This is a genomic window from Arthrobacter sp. B1805, from assembly GCF_002929745.1.
Lineage (GTDB): Bacteria > Actinomycetota > Actinomycetes > Actinomycetales > Micrococcaceae > Arthrobacter_D.
Window position 1 is genome coordinate 36,290 of the sequence record NZ_PJIQ01000010.1, and the last position, 24,476, is coordinate 60,765.

Consider the following 24,476-nt stretch of genomic DNA (forward strand, 5'->3'; position numbering starts at 1 on the left):
CATGACGGTGTCATCGTCACCGATCGTTGCCGTGCATACTGGCCTACTCAAAGCTTCCGCCATCGCCTTTTCCCCTAAACGTCGTCTGGTGGAGTTCCTTCGATCGCCGCCGGTGCGCCTGATCGTGGAATGTTGTAGTGGCTGTTGAGGTGCTCTTTGACGTCGTCCCGCAGGATCAACCATGAACCGCCCAGCTTGATAGCCGGGACCCTGCCTTCTCGCAGCCACCGATATGTCACTTGCTTATCGGAGAGCCCGAGAAGGTCGGTGAGCTGTTCGATACTGAGCCGTGGCGGCAAAGAATCGAAGAGGTCGTCCAGTGCCTTAGACACTATGACCACCCCAACCTCCATGGTCAGGACAATACACGATATGATGTGGAAGTAAAGTAAAGTACTGTAAAGTAAACATTTAGTAGTAATCCGCCTCAGATCCTGTCTACTATGGTCAGGGTCGAGTCTATGGTCGATATGGGGGCAAAAGTAGATGGTTAATCGCTGGGGCGATTACGTGACGCAGGAGCCTGCTATCGCTCCGATGGTCACGGAAACCGAAATCCGAGACGCTGCAGAGGTACTCAGAGGTGTCGCCGGTCCGCAACAAGGCCTTCTCGGACTGGCCGCCGGCGAAGGTATGGCCAGATTCCTGACGGACAGTTTGGAGGTGTTCTGGCTCGGCGCACATGGCGGAGCCGGTGAGAACACTCTGGCCGATCTGCTTGGGGGAGTGCCGTGTCACCATCGCTGGCCCTCCCGCTCCGCTGCTGATCCGTCGGTCCAGCCTGCCCACGTCTTTCTGGTGGCCCGCCAGAACCACCGTGGCCTCAAAGCCGCCCAGCTTGCTGCCCGTGACTGGGCTGCCGGATCGCACCCGACCATCACATTGCACGGGCTTGTGGTGATTGCAGATGCCCCGGGCAAGACACCCAAAGCCCTGCACAACCAAACACGCATCACAGCCGGCGGTGTCCCACAGACATGGGTCGTGCCCTGGATAGAAGAGCTTCGCCTCGCAGGATCAGTTGACCCCGAGTCGCTGGCCCGCGAGCCAAGAAAAGTCCTCACCAATCTTCGTGAGGTCATCAACACCATCAAGACCAAAGGGGACTAGATCTATGGAACTGCTTTTTATGACCCAGGACGCCATCATCAACGCGGGCATCCTGCCCGACTCTGACCCGCTGGCACCTCCGGGCATCGGTGAAGCCTGGAACCGCATGGTGGGTGTCGGAAAGTGGATAGCGCTGGGCGTCTGCGTTCTTGGCTTGCTCGTCGTGGGCGGGAAGATGGCCTTCGACGCACGCCGCGGTGAAACCACGGAGGAAATATCCAGTGTCATCAAGATCGTCCTCGCAGTCTCGATGGTCACCGGTGGAGCCTCACTCATAACCTTCATCTCGGGCGCCTGAACAACCGACAACCAGTCTCACTAACAGGAGTACGCCATGGCGGGAACAGAAGAAGAAACCCACAATGCTTGGTGGACCAAACCCACCTTCATCATCTCCGCAATAGCCGTTGTCCTCTTGATCGGAATGGGCATCATCCTCTTCACCTTCCTAGGCAATAAAGAGGGACCAGAAGCTGCACCTCCGGTACAACCACAGACGAACTCACCCACCGCGACGGCATCGGAGTCAGTCCCCGGCGAGTCCGTGTGCGGCTTGGAAGCCACCGGGGGAACAACCCTGACCTCTGCGCCTGATGACGTGGAGTGGGAGTTTCTGGGCGGTGTGGCGGCCCCAAAGTCGGTCGAGCACGGGCCCGGGCTCGTCGACGAACAAACGGGAGTTCGCTCGTGCTACTCCCACACACCAGAAGGCGCTCTCCTCTCCGTAACCGGCATGCTCGCAGCAAGTGGAGATCCCGAGCTGCTGGTCGCAACTGCCAGGGCCCTGTCTCTGGAAGGGCCGGGTAAAGACTTGAACATGGAGCGGTATGAGCGACAGATCAATTCGACTGGCAGTGCTGCTCCGCCGATTAAATTTGAGGGTTTCCGTCTACTTTCCTACGACGAGGACCAGGCGACAGTCGAGGTTGTCGTCTCGGGCGACAGCGGTTCTGAACTCCTCTACCTCACAAGCTCTTTGATTGTGGAATGGCATCAGGGTGACTGGCATGTGAAGTACAAGGACGATGGGACCAGTGGCCCTGTGCAAGGTCAAATTTCGGACCTGTCCGGATATGCACCGTGGGGTCCTGACAATGGCTGAGGTTCCCGCGGACGAGAACTGCGGACCCGCCAGCATTGTCTGCGGAGTTCAAGACATCGTCGGCAACGCCGTTTCGGGCGCAGCGGGTAATGCACTGGAGGCTATTGCCGATGCTGTGACAGCTGCGCTCATTTCGACGATCGCCGAGCTTGGTGCTCTGTGGACGACGATTGAAGCTCCGGACCTGACAACGGCGGCCACAGGGCCGGCCGCGGTCCCCGCAGGTGGTGCCTTCAATGACCAAGTTGGGGCCTTCCTCGGATACGTGACGTGGATTGGCATGGGGATCAGTGCGATCGCCATCATCCTGCTGGCCATCACTCTGGTAACAAACGCCCGTCGTGGCGATGGTTCAGACCTCGTCAACAGGGCAACTCTTCTCTTCGGGGCGACGGCCCTCGTTGGTGGAGCTACTTCGCTCGCGGGGTTTGTCGTTCCGCAACGGGCAGCGTCTTCCGCTCCTGCCGTGGGCTTCATTCAGGATCAGACGTTCTATCTGACCCTCGCTTTAGCCGCGTTAAGCATGGTCGTTGCCGGCGTACGGATCGTATGGACCCAGCGCGGTGAGCCGGCGCAGGACCTTCTGAAGGGGCTGCTGACGCTAGCAATCGTGACGGCCTCCGGTGTTGCCTTACTGAACGTTCTGCTCGAGGCAACCGACGCACTCGCGGAGCAAATCATCGACGCAGGCATCGGCGATGACTTTCAAGCTGATGTCCAGCTGCTTCTCGGAATCATGCCGGGCGCAGGCGAGGCCGCCGTGTTTCTAGGCGGAAACCAGATGCTCATCATCATCGGTGGCATCATCGCGGTGTGCATCAACATCGCGCAAATCATGCTGATGGTGCTTCGGACAGCGATGCTGTTCCTGATCGCCGGGGTTCTTCCGCTCTCGGCGGCATTCATGAATACCGAAACAGGGAAAACCTGGTTCAGCAAGATCGTTGCGTGGACCCTCGCCTTTGCCTTCTACAAGCCCGCCGCCGCGTTGATATATGCAACCGGTGTCACTCTGACCACCTCCGGGCTTTTCTCCGGTCAGGGGCTTCTGCAGTTCTCCGCGGGGCTGATCCTGATTGCCGCGTCCGTCATTGCGCTCCCGGTACTCATTGGCTTCCTCAGCCCCGCCCTTGGGGCGATGTCGTCCTCGGGCGGTGGTGCCGGTGCGATGGGAATGGCCGCTCTCGGTGCAGCGATTCCTCAAGGTGCATCACGGCTGGCACGCAGCCGCCAAGGCTTCGGAAGTACCCCAACCCCGCAGCAAGGACCATCTTCACCGGAGGGATCGTCCTCGCAGGATGGGTCGCCCTCTGGCGAAGCCGAAGGGGCCTCCTCAACTGATGCCGCAGGCACAGGCGCTGGAGCTGGTGGCGCAGCTAAAGCAGTTCCCGCTGCTGGAGCCGCCGTAGCTGCCGCTGAGACAGCCGAGAAGGGCGGCGAAGCTGTCGCTGGAGCTGTCCAGGAAGGGGCTCAGCAAGGTTCTTCTGGCGGGGCCCAGGGCAGTTCGGGGAACCCAGCACCATCATCACCTCCGGCAGATGCCGGAACGTCAGGAACTGACGGGTTCGGGCCGGGGGTTGCGCCGCCCGGTGGAAGCGGTGCAAGCCCGTCTGGCGCGACGGCCGCTGGTGGTGCCGCGGGGATCGCTGGTGCTGCCTTGCAGCAAGGCGCCGCACAGATTCAGAAGCAGGCACAGCAGATGCAGAAGGAAATCTCGAGCAACACCGGAAACGAGGATCATCCCAATGGCGCAAACCGAAGCTGACACACTCAACGCTCGCCCGCGCGTCTATGGCAATTACCGGGTGCCGACCAGCAAGGGCCTTGCTGGCCTGTCGACTGCTGGGACCGTTGTCCTGGTCCTCGGCGTGATCGGCGGAGTCATTCTGATGATGCTCAACATGTGGGCGGCTGCTCTCCTGTTCGAAGCCATCATCGCCGTGGTTCTCCTGCTGTCATTGCAGAAGAACAAGCACGGCCGGACGCTGGTTGAGCGTATCTTCCGCCGTTTCGGGTGGATGAACGCCCAGTACACCGGAGCCGATGTTTATCGTGCCGGCCCTGTCAGCCGGGTACCGAGCGGGACGACCACACTGCCGGGCATCTCGGCGCGATCGACCATCAGCGAGCACGCCGACGCGTACGGGCGGCCCTTCGCCCTCCTGCACGTCCCACAGCGGAACCACTACACGGTCATTCTGGGCTCCGAACCGGATGGTGGCGGCATGGTCGATCAGGAGCAGATCAACCGGTGGGTGGACCGTTGGTCGCACTGGCTCGGCCTTCTCACCGACGAACCGGGTCTGACCGCGGCCTCGGTCACGATCGAGACAGCACCAGACTCCGGGTTCCGTCTCGCCCGCAAGGTCGAGAGCCGTATTGATCCGGACGCACCGGCGTTCGCCCGGGCCGTTATTCAGGAAACCGTCGCCGCGCTGCCTACCGGTGCGACGGTGACCCGGGCGTACATCGCGGTGACGTTCCGTGCCACACTGCGGTCCGGTGGGCGGATCCGGAAGGCCGAGGAGGTAGCAAACGATCTGGCGGCACGGCTGCCGAATATCACCGCGAGTCTGAGCAATACCGGCGCCGGCGTCGCAACGCCGCTCACGGCGCAGGAACTCTGCGAGACCATCCGGGTGGCCTATGACCCGGCCGAGGCGGTCCTGTTCGATCGCTCCCATGCGGAAGGCAAAGCGCCGCTGTTGAACTGGAGCGAGGTCGGCCCGCAGGCCGCCGATACGTTCTGGGACCGTTACCACCACAACAACGCGTGGTCGAAGTCCTGGGCGATGTCCGTCCCGCCCCGCTCCACAGTGCAGGCGAATGTCCTGCAGGCTTTGGTCGCGCCGAGCCCTGAGGTCGTTCGCAAGCGTGTCACCATGCTGTACCGGCCCATTGATGCAGCCCGTGCCGCCCAACTGGTGGAAAACGACGTGAACACGGCCACCTTCAACGCGTCCTCACGCAACCGTGCCACCTCACGCGATACCCGAGAGACCAGGGCCGCCCGCGCCACCGCCGAAGAGGAAGCCGATGGAGCGGGCCTGCTCAACTTCGCGATGATCGTCACCGCGACCGTCCGCTCTAAACAGGACCTGCCCGAGGCTGAAGCCGCCATCGAAAACCTCGGGGCATCCGCCCGGATTCGCCTCGAGGAGGCCTATGGCGCCCAGGACTCGACCTTCGCTGCCGGTCTCCCGCTGGGCATCGTCATCCCGGATCACCTGGCACTACCCAAGACCGTGAGGGACGCACTCTGATGACCGTTGATAAAGCAGCCCCCGCACAGGCAAGGTCTACCGATCCCCAGAACCCTGTCAAGAATGCCGGGAAGAAGCGTGTCCGCCGGAGCACGTCATCGGTGGTGAAGCGGCCGGGTCCGAGGGGTTTCAAGGGCAGGGGACTCGGTGAGGCGCAGCTGCTGCATCCTGTGCGGGAGATGCGCGGAACGAACTACCAGGTGTGTGGCCTGTACCCGTTCCCTATGGGCGGGGGAGCGCCGCTTGAGGGTGTGCCGCTTGGCCGGAATCTCCTGTCCAATGAACCGGTCTGCTGTGATCCGATCTCGTGGTTCAAGAACGTGCGGTTGATTTCGAATCCTTCCGCGTTCGTCATGGCCAATCCCGGACTGGGTAAGTCCTCTCTCTTGCGGCGTATGGCTATCGGTCTGTGCGCGTTCGGGGTGAATCCACTGATTCTGGGGGACATCAAGGGCGAGCACGTGGGCATGATCGAGGAGCTCGGAGGATCCGTCTTGCCGTTGGGGCGCGGGGTCGGGCACATCAACCCGCTCGATGACGCGGGCGCACTGGCGGCAACCGAGCTTCTGTCGCCGGCCAAGCGTGAGGAGCTATTGACGGAGTTGCATGCACGTCGGCGGGGAACCATCGCTGCATTGATCGCGATCCTCCGCAAGACCCCGCTCGATGAGCGTGAGGGGGCGATCCTCGACCGGTGCCTGCTCGTCCTGGAATCCCGGCACAATGCCGCTGGGACCATCCCGCTCATGTCGGACCTCCGCCAGGTCCTCAAAGACCGGCCCGTCGAAGTGCGGGAGGTCGCCCTGGACCGGGGCAACGACGAACGCTACGACTCCATCACCGAAGGACTCGAATCCTCACTGAACAGCCTCTGCGGTGCCGGCGCGTTCGGTGACATGTTCTCCCGGCCCTCAACACACCGGATCGACGCCAGCAAACCCATGGTGTTCGACCTGTCCAGGATCTCCCAAACGGAAACCGACCTGCGGGCGGCGACCCTCATGGCCTGTTGGGCGGCCGGCATCGGAACCGTCACCACCTCGAACATGCTCGCCGACGACGGTGTGATCGAACGCCAACGGTTCCTCATCATCCTTGACGAGCTGTGGAACACCCTCGCCGCCGGGCCCGGCATCGTCGACCAGGTCAACGCCCTCACCCGACTGAACCGCGAGTGGGGCGTCGGCCAGATCATGGCCTCCCACACACCCTCGGACCTCCAGGCAGTGAAAGACGAAGCCGACCGGCACAAAGCCAAAGGCATCATGGACCGCTGCGGCATCAAGATCCTCGGCGGACTCGCCCGCTCGGAAATGCCGCTGCTGACCCAGTCCGTCGAGCTCAGCATCCGCGAACAGGAGCAACTGGCAACCTGGCAGGACCCGCCGGCGTGGAACCGTTCCAAGGACGACAAGACGCACTACACCAACGACGACGTCTTCCAGCGCACCACCGAAGAAGCGTTCACGGATGAGGAGCTGACCGCGTGGTTGCAGGACGCCGATAATGCTGCCTGGTACTACGACGACCGCTCGACGGAGCCGCCGCCCGGCCAGGGGAAGTTCTTCATCAAGGTCGGCTCCCGCGCAGGCATCCCCTTCAGGATGGAATTCACGCCGAGTGAGCGCCTATCCCGCGTGCACGACACCGAAAAGAAGTGGCACGACGCCAAGCGCACCGCCGCGCAGGAGCGGGGTGAACTGTGAGCTCACTGGACCGCAAGCACAAGGGCGGATCCGCCGGAGAAACAGCACTGCTGGCCCTGCTCGTCGCCGCCCTCCTCGGCGTCCCCGCCGCCCTGTACGGGCTCAACACGCTCGGCCACCAGCTGGCACCACGGCCCGAGGGGATCCCCGCTGACTTTTGGGCACGGGCGCTGGGAACCTTCACCGGTGCCTTGCCGTGGCGCAGCACGGAATTCACCCTCCTAGCCGCGGTCGGCATCCTGCTGTGTGCACTGTTTGTTCTCTTCGTCGCCCGGAGCATTCGCAAAGGGACCAAGGCCGTCAAACACGATCGAGCCGCGATACGCATGGCCTCCCTTCGAGACGTCGGCCCCTTCACGGAGAAGCAGGTCCGCGCCAAAGCGGCCCGTTTCGGCGTCGAGACTCCCGGCGTGATGATCGGGCGCATGGTCCGCGGTGGAAACACACTGTACGCATCATGGGAGGACACCCTCCTGCACATCTGGGGCACCCGCACCGGCAAAACCACCACACAGGCCGCACCATCCATCATCGAAGCCCCCGGACCCGTCATCGCGACCTCGAACAAGCGCGACCTCTCCGACCTCACACGCGACATCCGCGCCGAAGAAGGACAGGTGTGGATCTTCGACCCGCAAGGTGTCGCCAACGAGGAACCCACCTGGTGGTGGAACCCGCTGACCTACGTCACCGACAGCGAACGCGCCGCCGAAATGGCGAACAACTTCGCGCTCGGCTCACGCGCCGTCGAAGCGAAAGGAGGCGACGCGTACTTCGACACCGCCGGCAAGGACCTCCTCGCCGGTCTACTGCTCGCCGCCGCCGTCGGCAAACAGCCCATCGAACGCGTACACACCTGGCTATCCCGCCCAACCAACGATGAAGCCGTCCGGCTGCTCGACCAAGCCGGATGGATCAAGGAAGCCGACTCAGTCGGCGGCGTCATCGCGGCCCCCGACAAGCAGCGCGAAGGCGTCTACGGCACCGCACGGCAGATGGCGTCCTGCCTCAAGAACGAGAAGATCGCCGCCTGGGTGAACCCCACCGGCCCCGGGGACCGCAGACCCCAATTCGTCCCGGAAGACTTCGTCCGGGGAAAGAACACGCTCTACGCGCTCTCGAAGGAAGGCGCCGGCACCGCCGGACCCCTCGTCACCTCGTTGACGGTCGCTACCGCGACTGCTGCCGAAGAATACGCCGTCACCCAGCGCGGCGGCCGACTCGCCCTCCCCATGGTTTGCGTGCTGGACGAGGCGGCGAACGTCTGCCGGTGGGGGAACCTGCCCGACCTGTACAGCCACTACGGATCCCGCGGCATCGTCGTCTCCACCTTCCTCCAGTCCTGGTCCCAAGGCGTCGACGTATGGGGCGAATCCGGCATGAAGAAACTCTTCTCCACAGCGAACGTCTTCACCTACGGCGGCAACGTAAAAGAGGAACAGTTCCTGAAAATGCTCTCAGACCTCATCGGCCAGTACCGGTACACATCCGTGTCCACCTCACGCCAAAAAGGTGGCAGCTCCAGCAGCCGTCAGGACTCCACCGACGACATCCTCTCGGTGGCCGACCTCGCCGCTCTCCCCAAGGGCAGGGCCGTGATGCTCGGATCCGGCGCCAGGTCCGTCCTGCTCCGCACCGTACCCATCAGTGAGCGTCCCTACGCCGACGAGGTCGCTGCATCAGAAGCCGCCCATAACAGCCCGCAACCAGTCACGGCAGGCGCGACGGAGCCGGCTGCTGCTGCGGCCGGTGGCTGCAATCGGTGGTCCGCGATGGTGGGGGAGTAGTCGGTGGACATCGGCATCGCCGACGAGGCGAACAACGACGTGACGGAGGAGGAACCGCGCCTGTACTACGCGAACGTGGAACAGTTCGTCACCCAGATGCTCGCCCAGCAATACCGCAGGCCCGTCGACCTTGCAGGCCGCGGCAACACCTTCACCTGGTGCAGCAAATGGTGGCTCCACGCCGAAGCCGTCAGCCGGCTCACCGCACTATGGCGGGCATGGGAAGCCTCACGGCTCGACCCGACCACAGGAATGATCGTCTGGTGGCGAGACCACGCCGACGCCACCATGCGCATACTCTTCGCCCAGGACGGACCCTTCGCCGGGTGCACACCCCGCGAACACAAACCCACAGGCATCCCGTTACCCCTTACTCCACCGCCAGCAGGGCTATTCGACCTGGACTAGCTGAACCCATGCTGCGGGTCATCCGCCTGTGGGCGGGTGGAGCCCGAAGGACAAAGCTCAAAGCCGTCCACCCTCGAGTAGTGCTGGCCACCGGGGGTGACGTTCCAGCTCAGCTCGCTGCCTTGGGCGTAACTGTTCCGGATGCTACTCCTGCCGCCTTCGTGCTGTTCACCGATCCGATCGATATGAATATAAAAACCGTGCTCAACACCCCGCGCGTCGCCGTGCGCCCACACTGGACGGCCGACTTGTACTGAGGTTATCGACATAGCATCGTGAAACCGAGCATGGGGCGGCCATTGTGGGTTGAAGAGATGAGTGCGGTTCCAATCCGCGATAAATCCTCCGACTGCGGTGGCTACAGCGATGGTGCGTAGGACAGTGCGTGCCGGTTTCATCATTCATCCACCTTTTCATTATCCGAACTGCCGACGTGGGTTCTTACCGCTCCCTTAACACGACCACGATGGGCTGTATCAAGGGGCGGGCCTTTCCTCGTACATCCGTTAACAAGGTTCTGCCACATTGTTCGGGGGGTGATTTGGCCAAGAGTAGTGGATCCGTCTCCGAAGGTCTCGACCACACCAAGTGGGTCCACCTTGATATTGCCGGTGAGGCGGACCTGGTGTTTTCTCAGACTGAGGTGATCTCGGTGGTGGTGTGGAAGTTGCGATTCCATCGCATCAGAGGTTGTGCTTCTGCTGAGCTGACAGCTTGAATGACGTCGCCGATAACCAGGACTTGATCGTGCACTTTGGTGGTGCTGTTTGTGGTGCACCAGTAGGTTGCCAGTGCATCTGGCAGCCATAGTGCGCCGGATGGGGACGGTTTTGCTCCCGCGCTGGTGAGTGCTGCTAGTCGCTGCTGTTGGGTGGTCGGTCCGGTGAGTTGTTTGACCAGCGGTAGATGTGCATTGGTGAGAACGGAGACAGCCCAGGGAGCGCCGGAGGTGATGGCTGGCAGGGCGGCTCGGTCCTGGCCTATCGAGATGGCCAGGGTGAAGGGGTTCACCGATGCTGTGAGGACGGAAGCGGCGATGAAGAAGTGGTCGTGGTCACCGCTGCGGACTGCGACCAGCGTGACGCCGCTGCCGTAGCGGGCGAAGGCCTCATAGTGCGAGGGATGACTACTCATACTGCCACCGCCTTTCCAAGAGCGAGAGCGGCCAGTTCCTCACGGTGATAGACATTGATTTTGTCGCGACCGATGTCCGCGCCGGTGTCCTTCTCATACTGATCTACTCGCAGCCATCCTTCCCAACCGATCCTTTCCGCCGATGTGGTGGAAAGAACCCTCTCGAGTGGGTCGCCGTTTGGGGGCGCGACGTGGTTCGAAGGCGATGCGTCTGTCTGGGCGATATTCGCCATCAGTTGGATTGACTGTCCCTTTACGGTTCTGCGTTGAGAATCGAACGGGACCCCGGGTATTGGTGAACTGGCGTACCCGACCGCGCGGTAAACCTGTCCGACTGGGTAGTGGCGCAACTCGCCTCTGCTTTCAACCGTTCCGTTGACCAAATGGCGGGTGCCGTCAACGGTGAGCCCTTCAACGTGGGTGACCTCTTCGAGGCGGGCCGGTGCTTGCATGAAGTGCAGATGGATCCGTCGGGATGCCGTTAGGGAAGGCATCTTCCGTTCTGAGAACTCCATCAGTGTTTCAGCGACCAGTTTGCGCTGCTTGGAACTGTTCATAATCTCCTTTGAGGAGCGGTCGAATACCATGTCCAAAGCATCGACGATGATGTCAACATCGCGTACATTATCCAGTTCCCGCATTTCCATCGGAGAGAATTAAGCCTCTGCCGGACCCGGTTGGGCGAATACATGGATGTCTGTGATGCGGCTACCGCGAAGCGCCTCGTAGACGTGATCGGGAATGTCAGTTGTCAGCAGGTCATGGGCGTGCTTTGCTAACATCCGTGCCACGTCCAGCGCGACGTTCCCAGCCCCGAGGATAGCAACATGCTCGGCGTCGAAGGACCACGGCTGCGGAACATCCGGATGCGCATCATACCACGAGACAAACCCGGAGGCACTAACTGCCTGCTATATCGACTCCCGGAATCGGCAGTGGCACATCGGCGTTGGCCCCGGTTGCCAGAATAACCGCGTCGTATGCAGCGCGGAGGTTTTCAACGCTAACGTAAATGTCGACGTCGACACCGGCAACCAGCCGGTGAAGATCCCGGCCGGTCCGGCGCCGACGCCGATACTGACACGGCGAGTGGTACTCACGTAAATTTCTCCATTCACCGTGGTCGGCTCCCTCACCCTGCATGAGGGCGACCGCCCATCCGGTCTGTTACTGGGGTCTCTTGTTACTGGGCCGGCTTCGGAGTTGCTGCCTGCTGCAAACCGGGAGGCGACGTTATCCCAGTTGACGATGTTCCAGAAGGCCTCCACATAGTCAGGCGCACGTTCTGGCAATCGAGGTAAAAGGCCTGCTCCCACATATCCAGCATCAGCAGCGGGGTAGTAGCGCCTGTATCGACGAATGCCCGGTGGACTGCATTTATGAGGGTGAACGCACGCTCTATATTCATCCGGATGAATGCGTCGACTGTGGGGCCTGGGAGCCGGTCTGCCCGGTGGAGGCCATTTACTATGAAGACGACGTGCCCGATGAGTTCCAAGACTACTGCCGGGCAAATGTGGAATTCTTCGACCAGGTCGGGGCGCCGGGAGGGCAACCAAAGTAGGGTCGCTGTCTTTCGACCATCCCCTGGTAGCGCCCTCCCGCCCCAGACATAAGATGACTGAGGCTAGTCATGGAACCTTTGACATCGGGAGATCCATCGGAGTTCAGCGATGCTGTCCTGCTGTGCCCCGCCGGCACGCCACGGTGCACGACGGGCGCCACTGAAAATTTGGATGGGCATTGGGCTAACTCGACCTGCTTGATGTCCTCGCCACTCCCAGCCACGAGAGCTACGCCGATCTGAAGGCCTGGGTGGGCTGGACCACCGGGCCATGGCAAGATTTCGACCCAGAACAGCTCGATATCGACTCCGTGAACAACGAACGCATGACGACACCTGCTTCTGGGTTTACGCCGTGGTAGAGCATCGCTCCAAGTTGTATTGACCACAGAGGTCGGTGACGGTGTGCGTGGCTGGGCGACATGAAGAAGACCTCCGGGTGGAGTGGGGCTTGTCTAGAGTCCATTTCGCACGCACGGAGGTCTTCATGTCCCTGCTCACTCCGAAGGGCCGGCTGTTATTGGCCCAGTGCGTTGTCGATGATGGTGGCCGTTGCGCCGGGCAGCAGAACGGTTCCACGTCTCGGTAACCACTGCTGCACGCTGAGCTCGCCGGTATCGCCAGCACGGATGCGCGGCGATGATGGACGCCTCCAGCCGACCACATCATTGCCCGCTTCGCACGCCGGCCAGGGCGGAGCGGCGGATTATCGGGATGCGAATCAACCGGCGTTGGGGACCGGTCCGGATCGGGTACCACCTCGGGGTGCATCCCTCGACGGTGCACCGAGTTCTGGCACGGTACGGACTGGCCAGGCTATGTTGGCTGGACCGTGCCACCGTCCGGGTGATCCGACGCTACGAGCACACCAAGCCGGGGGACCTGGTGCATGTGGACATCAAGAAACTCGGCCGGATCCTGACGGCGGCGGTCACCGCGCCGTCGGCAGGGGCGCCGGGACGGCAAACAAGACCCGCACCGCCGCCAACCGGCGGCCCGGCTATCACTACCTGCACAACGCGGTCGATGGCTATTCCCGGCTTTTCTACACGGAGATCCTCAGCGACGAACGCAAGACACCGCAGCAGGGTTCTGGGAACGGGCCGGAGCGTACTTTGCATCCTGCGGATCACCTGCGCAACGTGGCACAGGGCCTTGCATGGTGAAGATATGTAGCAACGTTCAGCAGCATTTGCGTTCACCTCGTGCAGTACCCCCGCTTCCGCTGTCGACGGTGAAGCACGCCGCATCAGGGTTAGCGCCGCGCAAGCATAACTTCTGCTCTGCAGAGTAATAAAAAAAAGTTCTATGAAAATCTCCGGAGATATTCTGTTAGGCAGAGAACTCGCTGGTAGACTTGGTACAAAGGAACACGAAGCCGTGAGAAGGAGGAGTTGCTGATGCTGTCCGGTCAATGGGCATGCCCGTGAGCAAGCTATCAATCCTGCTGCTCTGTAGAGGTCCGAGAGGGCGCTGCCTGAAGTGCAGTCGTAATCTTCTGGACCGTCTTCCGTCCCAGCTGAACTGCGCTTCATGGCAAATCACGCGACCACGGTCGATGTTGTAACGCATTCCACCGCTGTTGTAGGCAACGACACTTGTTCAACGGCATATCCGTCGGATAACTGGCGCACATAAAATTCATGTACCGCTCCCGGACTTTCGGTGAAATAGGACGATTCCAGGCCTTAGAGGTCGTGCTGTACGCATTGGGCGTTCTTGCCGCCGGTTATGTTCCCTCCGCCTGCCAGCCCTCAGGTCCATTCTCACAGGGGATGCCGACTTCGTCCGCTCCGGCCCTGCCTGACCTTAGCCAGTCTTGGTAGCAACTTGCGCAGTTTGGATCTCCTTGAAAGCGAATGACTTTGATCCCCAACCAGAGAAAGAATTATGAACCTGCAGGACATAAGTGCTAGAGCTTGGAACGTTCTTGTCGATGGCGAGGCACTTCCAGTTACCAAGAGCTATGAAATCGAGGATCCGTCTACAGGCCGGAGTCTTGCCAGCATCCCTGATTGTTCAGCGGACGACATTGATCGGGCGGTTCAAGCAGCGAAGACAGCGCAGCCAGATTGGGCTGGGTTGCCTCCACGCCAACGGGCGGTTACGCTGCGTGCGCTTGCCGCGCACGTGAAGGCTCATCGTGAGGAATTGGCGACCCTCGACGCTATTGACGGGGGCTTCACACTAGAGATGATGCGTCGCGACATCGATGGGGCTTTGGAGCTCATCGACATTTTCGCGGACATGGCCTTGGAACTAGGTGGAAGGACCATACCCGCAAGCGAGAACCTGCATTACACGACCCATGAACCTTTTGGAGTTGTAGCGCGTATCGGGGCTTTCAACCATCCCATTTTCTTTGCCCTGTCGAAAATCGCAGCACCCCTTATGGCGGGCAATGCTGTGATCTTGAAAGCCCCAGACCAGGCTCCGCTCTCATCACTAAGGCTTGCCGAAATCGCGGCCGAAGTACTCCCGAAAAATCTCCTCATAACCATTTCTGGGCGAGGATCCGTCGCAGGACGGGCGATCGTGAGGCACCCAGACATCCGCCGGATCGGGTTCATCGGTTCAACGGAAACGGGACGGATGATTCAGCGCGACGCTGCAGAAATAGGTGTGAAGCACATTTCTTTGGAACTCGGAGGAAAGAACGCTCAGATCGTTTTCGCCGATGCCGACATCGAAAAAGCCGCCCAGGGCGCGGTCATGGGGATGAACTTCACCTGGACAGCCGGACAGAGCTGTGGATCGACCAGCCGCCTACTCGTGCATTCCTCCATCGCCGCCGAGCTCACCGCGCGGGTGTGCGAACTAGTCGGGGACATCAAAGTGGGCCACCCCTTGGATGAATCCACTCAAATGGGACCGCTGGTCTCCGAAGCCCAGTACCGAAAATCCGAACAGGCAATCAGCAAAGCGACGACCGAAGGGGCCAGAATTGTTACCGGCGGGGGTAGGCCGACAACCGTCGGCAATTCAGGCTGGTACATCGCGCCAACCGTCTTGGTCGACGTAGCCCCTGGCTCCTACATTGAACAAACTGAGATCTTCGGCCCGATCCTGTCAGTCATTCAGTTCGACTCAGACGAAGAAGCCCTACAGATCGCCAATGGCGTTGAATACGGGCTCACCGCAACAGTATGGAGCTCGAATATCACACGTGCTTTAACCACCGCCAACAAGGTCGAAGCAGGATACGTCGTCGTCAACGGCGGCAGCCGCCACTATTGGGGACTGCCCTTCGGCGGCGTAAAATCCTCCGGCGTCGGTCGGGAAGAATCGCTCGAAGAACTGCTCTCCTACGCTGAAATAAAAACAACAACCGTACTCCTCACGTAACCCCAACCACCACAACAACACGGCTTACCTAGTCAGCATCAGAGGAGGCCATCATCGATGGCCGATGGTGACTGCGAAGTTGGAAAGGCGTAGATTCCTGCGGTGAAGTGTGTTCCCTCTTCGGCCGGGCGGTGGAATCCGACAGAATTGTAAGCAGTAGACCGGAGAAAGTTTCTGCAACCGAAAGGGTTCCTTTGCGATATATCAATCTTCGTGACCTCACCGTATCCGCAATCGGTTTAGGTTGCATGGGCATGTCCCACATCTACACCGGCCACAGGCAAGCTGAGAAGGACTCGATCCGTACGATTCATCGTGCAGTGGAATTGGGGGTAACGCACTTCGACAGCGCGGAGCTCTACGGTCCGTACAAGAACGAAGTGCTTCTCGGTAAAGCTCTGAAGGGTCGGCGTGACCAGGTCGTTGTAACGTCTAAATTCGGCATGGTTTCTCACGTCGGGAACCCTGGGCCTTTGGACAGCTCCGCCGAAAACATCCGGGCGGCGGTAGACGGCTCCCTCACCCGTCTGGATACCGACTACATTGATCTCTATTACCAGCATCGCGTCGACAGAGTCGTGCCTATTGAAGAGGTCATCGGCACGTTGAAAGAACTGATTAGCGAGGGCAAAATCCGTCACATCGGGCTCTCTGAAGCCGGGCCCGACACCATTCGCCGGGCGAACGCGGTTCACCCGATAACAGCGCTTCAGTCTGAATACTCACTATGGACGCGTGATGGTGACGACGGAACGTTGGAACTGCTGGAAGAGCTGGGCATCGGTTTTGTGCCGTACTCGCCGCTCGGTAGGGGCCTCCTCACGGGTAGGATCCGATCCCTTGATCAGCTGGATCAGGACGACTGGCGGTTGGGAAACCCCCGGTTCATGAACGGTGCACTGGAGAAGAATCTCCATGCGTTGAAGGATGTGCAAGCTGTAGCCGAAGAAACAGGAGCTACTCTTTCGCAGGTCGCGCTGGCTTGGTTGCTCAGTAAGGGTGATGACTGGGCGCCAATTCCTGGCACCATCCGTATCTCCCACCTTGAAGAAGATCTCCTCGCCGTGGATGTGAAACTCACCGCCGAGCAGATCGTGGCGCTTGATAACGTCACGCAACCCGTGGGTGGCCACCACACCGTGGCCCAGATGAAGCTTTTCGACCGTACGAATACGCATAAAGACCGACGTGGGAGCTAAGGTCATGGCAGCGCGTCCCAACATCACCATCATCGGTAAAAAGGGGGCCGGATCCCAGATTACCAATGGGCTCACGGAGGCCGGATACACGGTCAGCCTGTTCGATCCCGCTTCAAAGGGACCTGCCGATGGCCTGGAGCTGGCTGTGTCAAATGCCGACTTGGTCTTCGCCCTCGGTTCTTCGGCAGGTCCATCAAGAATCGCGGAGCGGCTTGTCGCCCTACTAAGGGAAGATGCGCTCTATGCGGATTTGAGCACCGGTACACCCGCAACCAAAAGGCAGCTCGCGGCACTCTTTCCCGATGGTATGTTTGCAGACGCGGTCATCGTGCAGCAGGATCCCGTGTCGGCCGATGGGCTCATTATGGACCTCGCCGGTCCCGCAGCCAGGCGGATGATAGAGCTACTCGAACCGTCTGGGCTGACCCTCAGGTATGTTTCCGAGGTACCGGGTGAAGCAACGGCGCGTAATCTCATCCGCAGTCTGCTGGCCAAAGGAATTGCCGCTGCTGTCATTGACTGTTTGTGGGCGGCCGAAAGCATGGGCATGCAGAGTTGGGCTTACCAGCAAATACTGGAAGAGTTCGAAGGCGGCTCAGCGGAGAGAGCCCAGCAGCACCTGTCCGGTACCGCTGAGCATATTAAGCGCCGCCAGATTGAAATCATGGATGTTGTAGCCATGCTCAACGAGTCCGGGTATGAGAGCACCATGCTTCCCGGGATCGAGTTCAACTACGGGCGCATCCTGCACGGAAAGAAGATTCCGTTCAGCAAGCGCCCGTAGTCCGGCGTTCTAGTACTCAAGCTGCTGCTGCAGGGCGTCGAGCACCACATAACAGGGTAGAACCTGTGCAACGCTCGAGTTAGGCTCGCGCTGTTCCTGGATGGCGGCCACGAACTCGCGGTCCTGTAGCTCGATGCCGTTCATCGATACCGCGACCTTGGAGACGTCGATGGCTGTTTCTTTGCCGTCAACGAGATCGTCATACCGGGCGATGTACGTGCCGGTGTCCCCGATGTAGCGGAAAAAGGTCCCGATGGGGCCGTCGTTGTTGAAAGACAGCGAGAGCGTGCAAATTTTGCCCTTCTCGCTCTGCAGCTGGATAGACATGTCCATTGCTATGCCAAGTTCAGGATGCTTCGGCCCCTGAACGGCATTGGCCTTTACGATCGTCTCGCCCGTCTGGTACTGGAACAGGTCGACCGTGTGGGCGGCATGGTGCCACAGCAAATGGTCTGTCCAGGACCGGGCTTGGCCTAAGGCATTGGTGTTGGTCCGACGGAAAAAATACGTCTGCACATCCATTTGTTGGATGGAAAACTCGCCCGTCTTGATCCGGTTATGGATGTACTGGTGTGACGGGTTGAAACGCCGGGTGTGGCCGGCCATCGCGATGAGGCCTGTTTCCTTCTGGGCCTCTACGATCTCCTGTACGCCGGCCAGTGAGTCTCCCATAGGGATTTCCACCATGACATTTTTACCCGCGCGTAGAGCTTCCAGGGTCTGAGCGTGGTGCATCTGAGTGGGAGTAGCGAGGATGACACCGTCGAGGTCATCCTGATCCAACAGCTCGGAGTAGCTGCTGAAGGCGCCTTCCGCCCCGTACTTATCGGCTACCTCCTTGGCTTTTTCCAGCGTGCTGTGGGCAACATACTGAATTTTGGCGTCAGGAATCTGAGTGATGGCATCAAGGTGCTTATGGCCGAAGGCACCCAGACCTACGACTGCGAGCTTGACGGTCATGCTACGTCCTTAGGTGTCAGGATCAGGTGTCCTACAGAGGTGTTGGAAGCCGGCACGTGGTTGAAGCGGTAGACCTCTTCGACTTGGTCGCCGAGTGCGCCGCGCATGATGAGCCACATAATAAGTTCAACGCCTTCGGAGCCCGCTTCCCTCATGTACTCGAGATGGGGCTTGTACTGGAGTACCTCGGGCTCGTTGATTAAGTCGTCCATAAACTTCTGGTCCCAGGGCAGATTTATAAGGCCTGCGCGGGCACCCTGGATCTGATGGCTCATGCCGCCGGTGCCCCAGATCTGAACATTGAGGCCTTCGTCAAACTCTGCCACCGCCCTTCCGATGGCTTTGCCGATGGAGAGGCAACGTTCGCCGGAGGGCTGGGGATACATCACGACATTTACGGCTAGTGGGATGACTTTGGTGGGCCATTTGTCCGGGGTACCGAACATGAGCGACATTGGCACGGTTAACCCGTGGTCCACTTCCAGCACGTTCAACACTGTCAGGTCGAAGTCATCAAGGATGAGTGAGGCCGCCAGATGGGTGGCCAGCTCCGGTGCACCTTCTACGGAAGGGACCGGCCGCGGCCCGTATCCCTCGTCGCAGATCTCGAACGATTCGGCCACTCCTACGGCGAAGGTGGGCATGATCTCCATGCCGAAGTAGGAGGCGTGGTCGTTGTAGACGATGATCGCCACGTCCGGGTTGTTGTCCTTGATCCAGTTCTTTGAGAACTCGTACCCCTCGAACATGGGCTTCCAGTAGTCCTCTTCTGTACGGCCCATGTCGATAGCTGCCCCTACTGCGGGCACGTGGCTGGTCGCGATGCCAGCGGTGATCTTTGCCATTACGCTTCGCCTCTTTCTTTCTTGGAGCGCCAGCCTTCGATGTTGCGGCCACCACTTAGCATCATTGCCTGGTACTCCTTGACGTCCATGTCGGTCATGGTGCTCACGGCCTGGACATACGACAGTCCTTCCGCCGCGAAGATTTTGGATAGGAAGTAGACGTTGCCGCCGCTATCGAGCATCTTCTGGAAGTCACGGGTGAGGACAGCTTGCTTCTGGTCTTCCGTCATCTCCCACTCGTCCAGGTAGGAGCGCTCGTCGGCAAGAAACCTTTTACGGTTTTCTTCCTTGCGGAGGCTCATGCAGAATTCGTTGAAATGAAAACCCTCACGGGCTTTTTCAATGGTGAAGATGGTCGTGCCGGGGAGGTCCTCGAATTGGTCGAAATCGGGCTTCATAATCAGCTCCAGTAGATATTGTTGGGGTTGGTGACGAGCAGTTTCTCCTGCAGGGCCGGAGTTGTTGCTACCGAGGGGACGTAGTCGACGAGGAGGCCGTCGTCGGGCATCTCTTGTTTCATGTTGGGGTGAGGCCAGTCGGTCCCCCACAGAACTCGATCAGGGAATTCCTCAACCACAGTTCGCGCGAACGGCACTACATCTGCATAATCGGGGGATCCGCTGTTCGTGATGCGGTCCGGGCAGCTGACCTTGGATGTGACGTTCGGGTTCTCCCGCATGAAGCGCAGGAATTCCGCAAATTCAGGGCCGTCTACGGGTTTGGCGACATCGGGGCGGCCTATGTGGTCAATGACAATAGGAACGTTCAAGGATGTGAAGAAGTCCCACCTTTCCCGAAGATCGGCTGGTTCGAAGTAGAGCACGACATGCCATCCCAGTGGACGGATTTTTTCGATGATTTCGCGGTAATACGCGTCGGGTTTGGGATCAACGAGACGCTTGACGTAGTTGAACCGAACGCCGCGTACGCCGAGTTCGTGCATCCCTGCCAGCTGTCCCGAAGAAACATCGGGTTTGACGGTGACCACGCCGCGGGCCTTGTCGTTCGAGTGCTCCAGGACATCCAGGAGAGCCGAATTGTCCGAACCGTGGCAAGTTGCCTGAACCACGACGTTCTTTTCGAAGCCGAGGAAGTCCCGCAGCGCGAACAGTTGATCCCTGCTGGCATCGCACGGAGTGTACTTGCGTTCGGGGGCGAAAGGGAAGATGCTGCCGGGACCGAAAACGTGGCAGTGCGCATCGACGGCGCCGTCCGGAACCCGGAACGTGGGCTTGCTCGGGTTGGGGTGCCAGTCGAGCCAGTCGGCATCTTTCACAAAGGTGGGTGTGTTCATCGGACCAAGGCCTCCAGCTTTTGCTTGAGGCGCGGAAAGACCGTCTGGGCATTGGTGGCGAAGATTCGCTCGCGCTCCTGATCGGTGATTCCGGCCGCGTCAATATAGCGCTTCGTGTCATCAAAGTACTGGTTGGTCTGAGGATCAATACCGCGGACGGCGCCGATCATTTCGGAACCGAACAGGATGTTTTTGTTGTCGATGACGTCAAGGAGGAGGTTGATGCCTGGCTGGTGGTACACGCAGGTGTCGAAGAAGACGTTGTTCATGAGGTGCGTATCGAGGTTGGGTTGCTTGAGCATGTCGGCTAGACCGCGGTATCGCCCCCAGTGGTAGGGCACAGCACCACCGCCGTGCGGGATGATGAACCGCAGTGCCGGGAAATCACCGAACAGATCGCCTTGGAGCAGCTGCATGAACGCTGTGGTGTCCGCATTCATATAGTGCGCCCCGGTCGCATGGAAGTTGGGATTACAGGAGGCCGAGACGTGGATCATGGCGGGAACGTCGAGTTCCACCATTTTTTCGTAGAGGGGATACCAGTACTTGTCGGTCAGTGGCAGTGAGTCCCATTTCCCGCCGCTGGGGTCGGGGTTGAGGTTGCATCCGATGAAACCGAGCTCGGTGACGCACCGTTCGAGTTCTTTGATCGATTCAGTCAGGTCTGCTCCCGGGGACTGCGGGAGCTGGCATACCCCGACGAATGTTTCGGGGAAGAGGTCTACGACGCGTTTGATCAGGTTGTTGCAGGCCGTAGTCCATTCGAGGCTGATCCGCTGATCACCCTCGTGGTGGCCCATGGCGGATGCCCGCGGGGAAAAGATGGTGAGGTCGATGCCGCGATCGTTGATGAGGCGCAGCTGGTTGGACGTGACGGAGTCGATGATGGTCTCGTCGGAGATATCAGGGTAGGCGGGGCTGGGATGACCTGACTTGAAGGCTGTCAGTTGATCAATCCGCCACTGGTTGTGGAGATCCGGGGCGGTTGTGTAGTGGCCGTGGCAGTCGAGAATCATGTGATCTCCCAGGATGATTGCGGGACGAAGATGGAGCCCGACATGAGCATTCGGGCGGTGCGAAGCAACGCGGATTTGGTGATGACGGGTTCGCCGGATGAGGTGTCGACGTCCATGTGGACCGTGAAAACGCCGGAGGGGTGCTCGACTTCAATTTCTACGCCGGCACCGGAATTGCTGAGACGTGCAGCCGGATCACCAGTCCGGGCAGCAACGCTGCCTTCGAGCATGCAGGCGGTGGCGACCGAAACGGCACCCAGCACACCGATTGATTCATGGACCCGATGGGGAATGAACGTGCGGGTGCTGACGAACGCGCCTCCCATGGCCGGTGCCAACAGGCTCATCTTGGGAACCGTCTTGTTGGTGACATCGCCCAGATTCATCAAGTGCCCCACGTCCAGACGAATCTCTTCAAGTCGTGCTTTAAGCCCGGGATTCGCCTCGAGTTCGGCCGGTGTCTCATAACCCGTGACGCCAAAGTCGGAGGCATTGAGACAAACCACCGGCATGCCGTTGTCGATACAGGTCACCTCCACGCCCTTGACGACGTCCACCACATTGCCGGTGGGCAGAAGCGACCCACAACTTGACCCTGCGACATCTTCAAAATTGATCATGACCGGTGCGTGCGTTCCAGGAACGCCGTCGATACGGGCCGACCCAGCGTAGTTAACGACCCCGCCCGGGGTCTCCACGAAGGCCGTAGCCTTCGAATCGGTGTTCACCATGTAGATAGAGACCGCCGTGATGCCATCAACGGCAAGAAGAAGACCCTGTTCCAAGGCGAACGGACCGACGCCTGCCAGAATGTTGCCGCAGTTCTGCTGGTCGCTGACCTCGGCGCGGTCGGGCCAGACCTGCAGAAAAAGATAGTTCACGTCGATCCCCGGGCGGCTGGAGCGGCTGACGACTGCCACTTTTGAGGTGAGCGGATGTCCTCCCCCCATGCCGTCAATTTCGCGTGGGTCCGGTGAGCCCATGGCCGCGAGAAGGAAAGCGTCCCGTACACCGGGGTCCTCGGGCAGATCCTCTGCTAGGAAGTACAGCCCCTTCGAGGTACCACCACGCATCACCGTACAGGGCACTGCCACCTGGGTACTGGTCACTTCGCGTAGTCCTCGTATACCAGACCCTTGGCAGCGAGCCTGTCGCGCATGTCGTAAATGTCAAGGCCCAGCTCGCCCGCTCGAAGACGGACCCGCTTCGCGGTCTCATTCGCTTCACGCTCACGGCCCTTAGCGAGCACAGTTGCCGCGTCCTCGCGTTGGACAACGCAAACACCATCAATGTCGGCCACGATCACGTCGCCGGGTCGAATGAGCTGGTTGGCAATGACGATGGGAACCTGTACGTTACCGACGGTTTCTTTGACCGTTCCCTGCGCGCCGATGACCTTTGACCAAACCGGAAATTTCATGTCGGTTAACGTGTCCACGTCGCGAACACCAGCATCAATGACAAGGCCACGCACGTCATGTGCAACCAGACTTTCTGCGAGCAAGTCGCCTAAATATCCATCGTTACAAGGGCTGGTTGGAGTCACCACAAGAACGTCCCCGGCCTGGGCCTGCTCAACAGCAACATGGATGGACCAGTTATCCCCCGGAGCCACCTCACAGGTGAGCGCATTCCCTGCGATTCTCGCCGGGAAGATGGGCCGAAGGCGGATGTCCAGCAGACCAGAGCGGCCTTGGGACTCATGAACTGTGGCGACACCCAAGTCAGCAAGCCCATCGACGATGTCGAGAGGGGTACGTGGGGTACCGCGAACTACTCGTGCCATAATTCTCCTTCGAATACTGCGGATAGCGCTGTAACCAGAGAACTTCATGCGGGCACGTTTCTCCAAGGGGAATTCCGGATACCGGAAGACGAGTAGAGGAGCGAGCTAGTCAGTGCTTTACGCGCGTTGTGTCACCTAGACCGCTCTCAACCAACTTTTTGGAAAGGGCAGCGGCTGTCACCTGCATCGTTGGGATCATAAGTGCTACATCTTTAGTTCGACTGGGGACAACAATGCCAAGAGCAGCGATGACCCTGCCGTCCTTGCCCCGCAAAGGCACAGCGAGAGACGTCGCGCCGTAGACAAGCTCTTCATCAGTTCGTGCAAATCCCTGCGCTTTGATCGTCTGCAACTGAGAGCTCAATCTTTGAGCATCTACTATCGTCTGGTCAGTGAAACGATCCAGCGAGTTAAGAACAGCTTCGTGCAAGTCTTTCGTTCCGAAAGCCAATAGCACCTTCCCCACCCCCGTAGCGTGTAGGGGAAGGCGGGAGCCTGGCTTACTTAGCACGGACAACGTTCGGGAACCAGCTATGCGCTCAACCACGAGGCACCTAAGGCCATCGAGTACCGCAATCTGCACAGCCCCATTGCATTGTTCGTAAACGTCTTCCATGTAGGGAAGCGCCACTTCACGAAGGTCAGCATGCACCGAGGCTAAGATCCCTAGGCGCCAGATTCTGCTGCCTATTTCGTAGTCTCCATCCCGACCCCGGATCAAGGCCGAATGCTCCTCTAGTTCGTGAACGAGACGGTGAACTGTGGTTAAAGGCAAATTAGATCTGCGCGATATGGAGGTAAGAGACTGCCTGCGGTGCTTCGTATCGAACGTGGCCAGAACGGCGATGACACGACCGCTTACCGATTTCACCACAGGCTCCTTCTTCGCCAGAGGGGCAGAGTTTACCGTACTACTAAACACTTGCAGCGATCCGGAATTCTCATAGAGAAGTTACCTTTTCCACGGGACGCGCCGTCTCGGTGGGTCTACCACGCCGGCGTTCCGAGGCCGGCGCCCGTATACATGATGCCTAACTGGTCTTGTCCCCATCCAACCAAGAAATGCCCAATTTTTGCAGCTCCGTTGTGGTGCCGGAGCCGGAGCCATGACGGTCGGCTTCTGCTGCTTTCGGCGCAAGCACTCCATGGTTACGACTGTTGCGGTGCCTCCTA

The 24,476-nt window shown here is 59.9% G+C and carries 23 protein-coding genes and 3 pseudogenes; 13 read left to right on the top strand and 13 right to left on the bottom strand.

Features of this window, described 5'->3' with window-relative positions; translation table 11 throughout:
- Window positions 1-74: 74 nt before the first annotated feature.
- Complete coding sequence (locus CXQ96_RS12110; RefSeq protein ID WP_104118296.1) at window positions 75-353, bottom strand: helix-turn-helix domain-containing protein; 279 nt, start codon at window positions 351-353, stop codon at window positions 75-77.
- Between the two features lie 184 nt (window positions 354-537).
- On the opposite strand from CXQ96_RS12110, the gene CXQ96_RS12115 reads away from it, so the two are divergent.
- From CXQ96_RS12115 to CXQ96_RS12150, 8 genes are read left to right on the top strand one after another with little or no spacing between them, the layout of a single operon-like run.
- Window positions 538-1,110 (top strand): DUF6668 family protein, encoded by a 573-nt coding sequence (locus CXQ96_RS12115; protein WP_104118297.1) that lies wholly within the window; start codon window positions 538-540, stop codon window positions 1,108-1,110.
- Between the two features lie 4 nt (window positions 1,111-1,114).
- On the top strand, window positions 1,115-1,408 hold the full coding sequence (locus CXQ96_RS12120; RefSeq protein ID WP_104118298.1) for a hypothetical protein: 294 nt from the start codon (window positions 1,115-1,117) through the stop codon (window positions 1,406-1,408).
- A gap of 36 nt (window positions 1,409-1,444) precedes the next feature.
- Window positions 1,445-2,212 (top strand): hypothetical protein, encoded by a 768-nt coding sequence (locus tag CXQ96_RS12125; protein WP_104118299.1) that lies wholly within the window; start codon window positions 1,445-1,447, stop codon window positions 2,210-2,212.
- Window positions 2,145-3,977 carry a type IV secretion system protein gene (locus tag CXQ96_RS12130; RefSeq protein WP_146070875.1) on the top strand — a complete coding sequence of 611 codons (1,833 nt, stop codon included), beginning with the start codon at window positions 2,145-2,147 and terminating at the stop codon, window positions 3,975-3,977. The genes CXQ96_RS12125 and CXQ96_RS12130 overlap by 68 nt, the downstream gene beginning before the upstream one ends.
- Window positions 3,958-5,475, top strand: a complete 1,518-nt coding sequence (locus CXQ96_RS12135; RefSeq protein ID WP_181036447.1) for an SCO6880 family protein — start codon at window positions 3,958-3,960, stop codon at window positions 5,473-5,475. Before CXQ96_RS12130 ends, CXQ96_RS12135 begins: the two co-directional genes overlap by 20 nt.
- Window positions 5,475-7,181, top strand: a complete 1,707-nt coding sequence (locus tag CXQ96_RS12140) for an ATP/GTP-binding protein (protein ID WP_181036448.1) — start codon at window positions 5,475-5,477, stop codon at window positions 7,179-7,181. Before CXQ96_RS12135 ends, CXQ96_RS12140 begins: the two co-directional genes overlap by 1 nt.
- Entirely contained in the window at window positions 7,178-8,968 is a 1,791-nt protein-coding gene (locus CXQ96_RS12145; protein WP_104118301.1) for a type IV secretory system conjugative DNA transfer family protein, read from the top strand. The genes CXQ96_RS12140 and CXQ96_RS12145 overlap by 4 nt, the downstream gene beginning before the upstream one ends.
- Window positions 8,969-8,971: 3 nt before the next feature.
- A complete protein-coding gene (locus CXQ96_RS12150; RefSeq protein ID WP_104118302.1) occupies window positions 8,972-9,376 on the top strand; it encodes a DUF4913 domain-containing protein in 405 nt (134 codons plus the stop codon).
- On the opposite strand, the gene CXQ96_RS19065 is transcribed toward CXQ96_RS12150, so the two are convergent.
- From CXQ96_RS19065 to CXQ96_RS18895, 4 genes and pseudogenes are all read right to left on the bottom strand, one after another.
- On the bottom strand, window positions 9,373-9,777 hold the full coding sequence (locus CXQ96_RS19065) for a DUF6640 family protein (protein ID WP_368783640.1): 405 nt from the start codon (window positions 9,775-9,777) through the stop codon (window positions 9,373-9,375). The two genes, CXQ96_RS12150 and CXQ96_RS19065, sit on opposite strands and share 4 nt — an antisense overlap.
- 232 nt (window positions 9,778-10,009) lie before the next feature.
- A complete protein-coding gene (locus CXQ96_RS12160) occupies window positions 10,010-10,510 on the bottom strand; it encodes a flavin reductase family protein (RefSeq protein WP_104118303.1) in 501 nt (166 codons plus the stop codon).
- Window positions 10,507-11,157, bottom strand: a complete 651-nt coding sequence (locus CXQ96_RS12165; protein ID WP_146070876.1) for a hypothetical protein — start codon at window positions 11,155-11,157, stop codon at window positions 10,507-10,509. Before CXQ96_RS12165 ends, CXQ96_RS12160 begins: the two co-directional genes overlap by 4 nt.
- Window positions 11,158-11,721: 564 nt before the next feature.
- A pseudogene (locus CXQ96_RS18895) lies at window positions 11,722-11,855 on the bottom strand (Fe-Mn family superoxide dismutase); the annotation flags it as partial.
- Here CXQ96_RS18895 and fdxA point away from each other — a divergent pair.
- From fdxA to CXQ96_RS12195, 5 genes and pseudogenes are all read left to right on the top strand, one after another.
- Window positions 11,817-12,106: pseudogene (fdxA, locus tag CXQ96_RS18900) on the top strand (ferredoxin); the annotation flags it as partial. The pseudogenes CXQ96_RS18895 and fdxA sit on opposite strands and share 39 nt — an antisense overlap.
- A gap of 455 nt (window positions 12,107-12,561) precedes the next feature.
- A pseudogene (locus CXQ96_RS12180) lies at window positions 12,562-13,191 on the top strand (leucine zipper domain-containing protein); the annotation flags it as partial.
- Between the two features lie 773 nt (window positions 13,192-13,964).
- The gene (locus CXQ96_RS12185; RefSeq protein WP_104118305.1) at window positions 13,965-15,419 is read left to right on the top strand and encodes an aldehyde dehydrogenase family protein; all 1,455 of its coding nucleotides are present in this window, start codon (window positions 13,965-13,967) and stop codon (window positions 15,417-15,419) included.
- A 194-nt stretch (window positions 15,420-15,613) separates the two neighbouring features.
- Entirely contained in the window at window positions 15,614-16,618 is a 1,005-nt protein-coding gene (locus CXQ96_RS12190; protein ID WP_104118306.1) for an aldo/keto reductase, read from the top strand.
- 4 nt (window positions 16,619-16,622) lie between these two features.
- Window positions 16,623-17,402, top strand: coding sequence for an NAD(P)-dependent oxidoreductase (locus CXQ96_RS12195; protein ID WP_104118307.1), 780 nt, complete (start codon window positions 16,623-16,625; stop codon window positions 17,400-17,402).
- A gap of 9 nt (window positions 17,403-17,411) precedes the next feature.
- On the opposite strand, the gene CXQ96_RS12200 is transcribed toward CXQ96_RS12195, so the two are convergent.
- The 8 genes from CXQ96_RS12200 to CXQ96_RS19070 form a co-directional block, all read right to left on the bottom strand.
- Window positions 17,412-18,362, bottom strand: coding sequence for a Gfo/Idh/MocA family oxidoreductase (locus CXQ96_RS12200; protein WP_104118308.1), 951 nt, complete (start codon window positions 18,360-18,362; stop codon window positions 17,412-17,414).
- Complete coding sequence (locus tag CXQ96_RS12205) at window positions 18,359-19,207, bottom strand: class III extradiol dioxygenase subunit beta (protein WP_104118309.1); 849 nt, start codon at window positions 19,205-19,207, stop codon at window positions 18,359-18,361. The genes CXQ96_RS12200 and CXQ96_RS12205 overlap by 4 nt, the downstream gene beginning before the upstream one ends.
- Complete coding sequence (gene ligA / locus CXQ96_RS18905; protein WP_104118310.1) at window positions 19,207-19,605, bottom strand: protocatechuate 4,5-dioxygenase subunit alpha; 399 nt, start codon at window positions 19,603-19,605, stop codon at window positions 19,207-19,209. Before ligA ends, CXQ96_RS12205 begins: the two co-directional genes overlap by 1 nt.
- Window positions 19,606-19,607: 2 nt before the next feature.
- Window positions 19,608-20,501: an amidohydrolase family protein gene (locus CXQ96_RS12215; RefSeq protein WP_104118311.1), complete on the bottom strand. Its 894-nt coding sequence runs from the start codon at window positions 20,499-20,501 to the stop codon at window positions 19,608-19,610.
- Window positions 20,498-21,517, bottom strand: coding sequence for an amidohydrolase family protein (locus CXQ96_RS12220; protein ID WP_104118312.1), 1,020 nt, complete (start codon window positions 21,515-21,517; stop codon window positions 20,498-20,500). Before CXQ96_RS12220 ends, CXQ96_RS12215 begins: the two co-directional genes overlap by 4 nt.
- Entirely contained in the window at window positions 21,514-22,626 is a 1,113-nt protein-coding gene (locus CXQ96_RS12225; protein ID WP_258059095.1) for a 4-oxalomesaconate tautomerase, read from the bottom strand. Before CXQ96_RS12225 ends, CXQ96_RS12220 begins: the two co-directional genes overlap by 4 nt.
- Window positions 22,623-23,303 carry a 4-carboxy-4-hydroxy-2-oxoadipate aldolase/oxaloacetate decarboxylase gene (locus CXQ96_RS12230; protein WP_104118313.1) on the bottom strand — a complete coding sequence of 227 codons (681 nt, stop codon included), beginning with the start codon at window positions 23,301-23,303 and terminating at the stop codon, window positions 22,623-22,625. The genes CXQ96_RS12225 and CXQ96_RS12230 overlap by 4 nt, the downstream gene beginning before the upstream one ends.
- A 109-nt stretch (window positions 23,304-23,412) precedes the next feature.
- The gene (locus CXQ96_RS19070; protein ID WP_104118314.1) at window positions 23,413-24,225 is read right to left on the bottom strand and encodes an IclR family transcriptional regulator; all 813 of its coding nucleotides are present in this window, start codon (window positions 24,223-24,225) and stop codon (window positions 23,413-23,415) included.
- Between the last annotated feature and the right edge of the window lie 251 nt (window positions 24,226-24,476).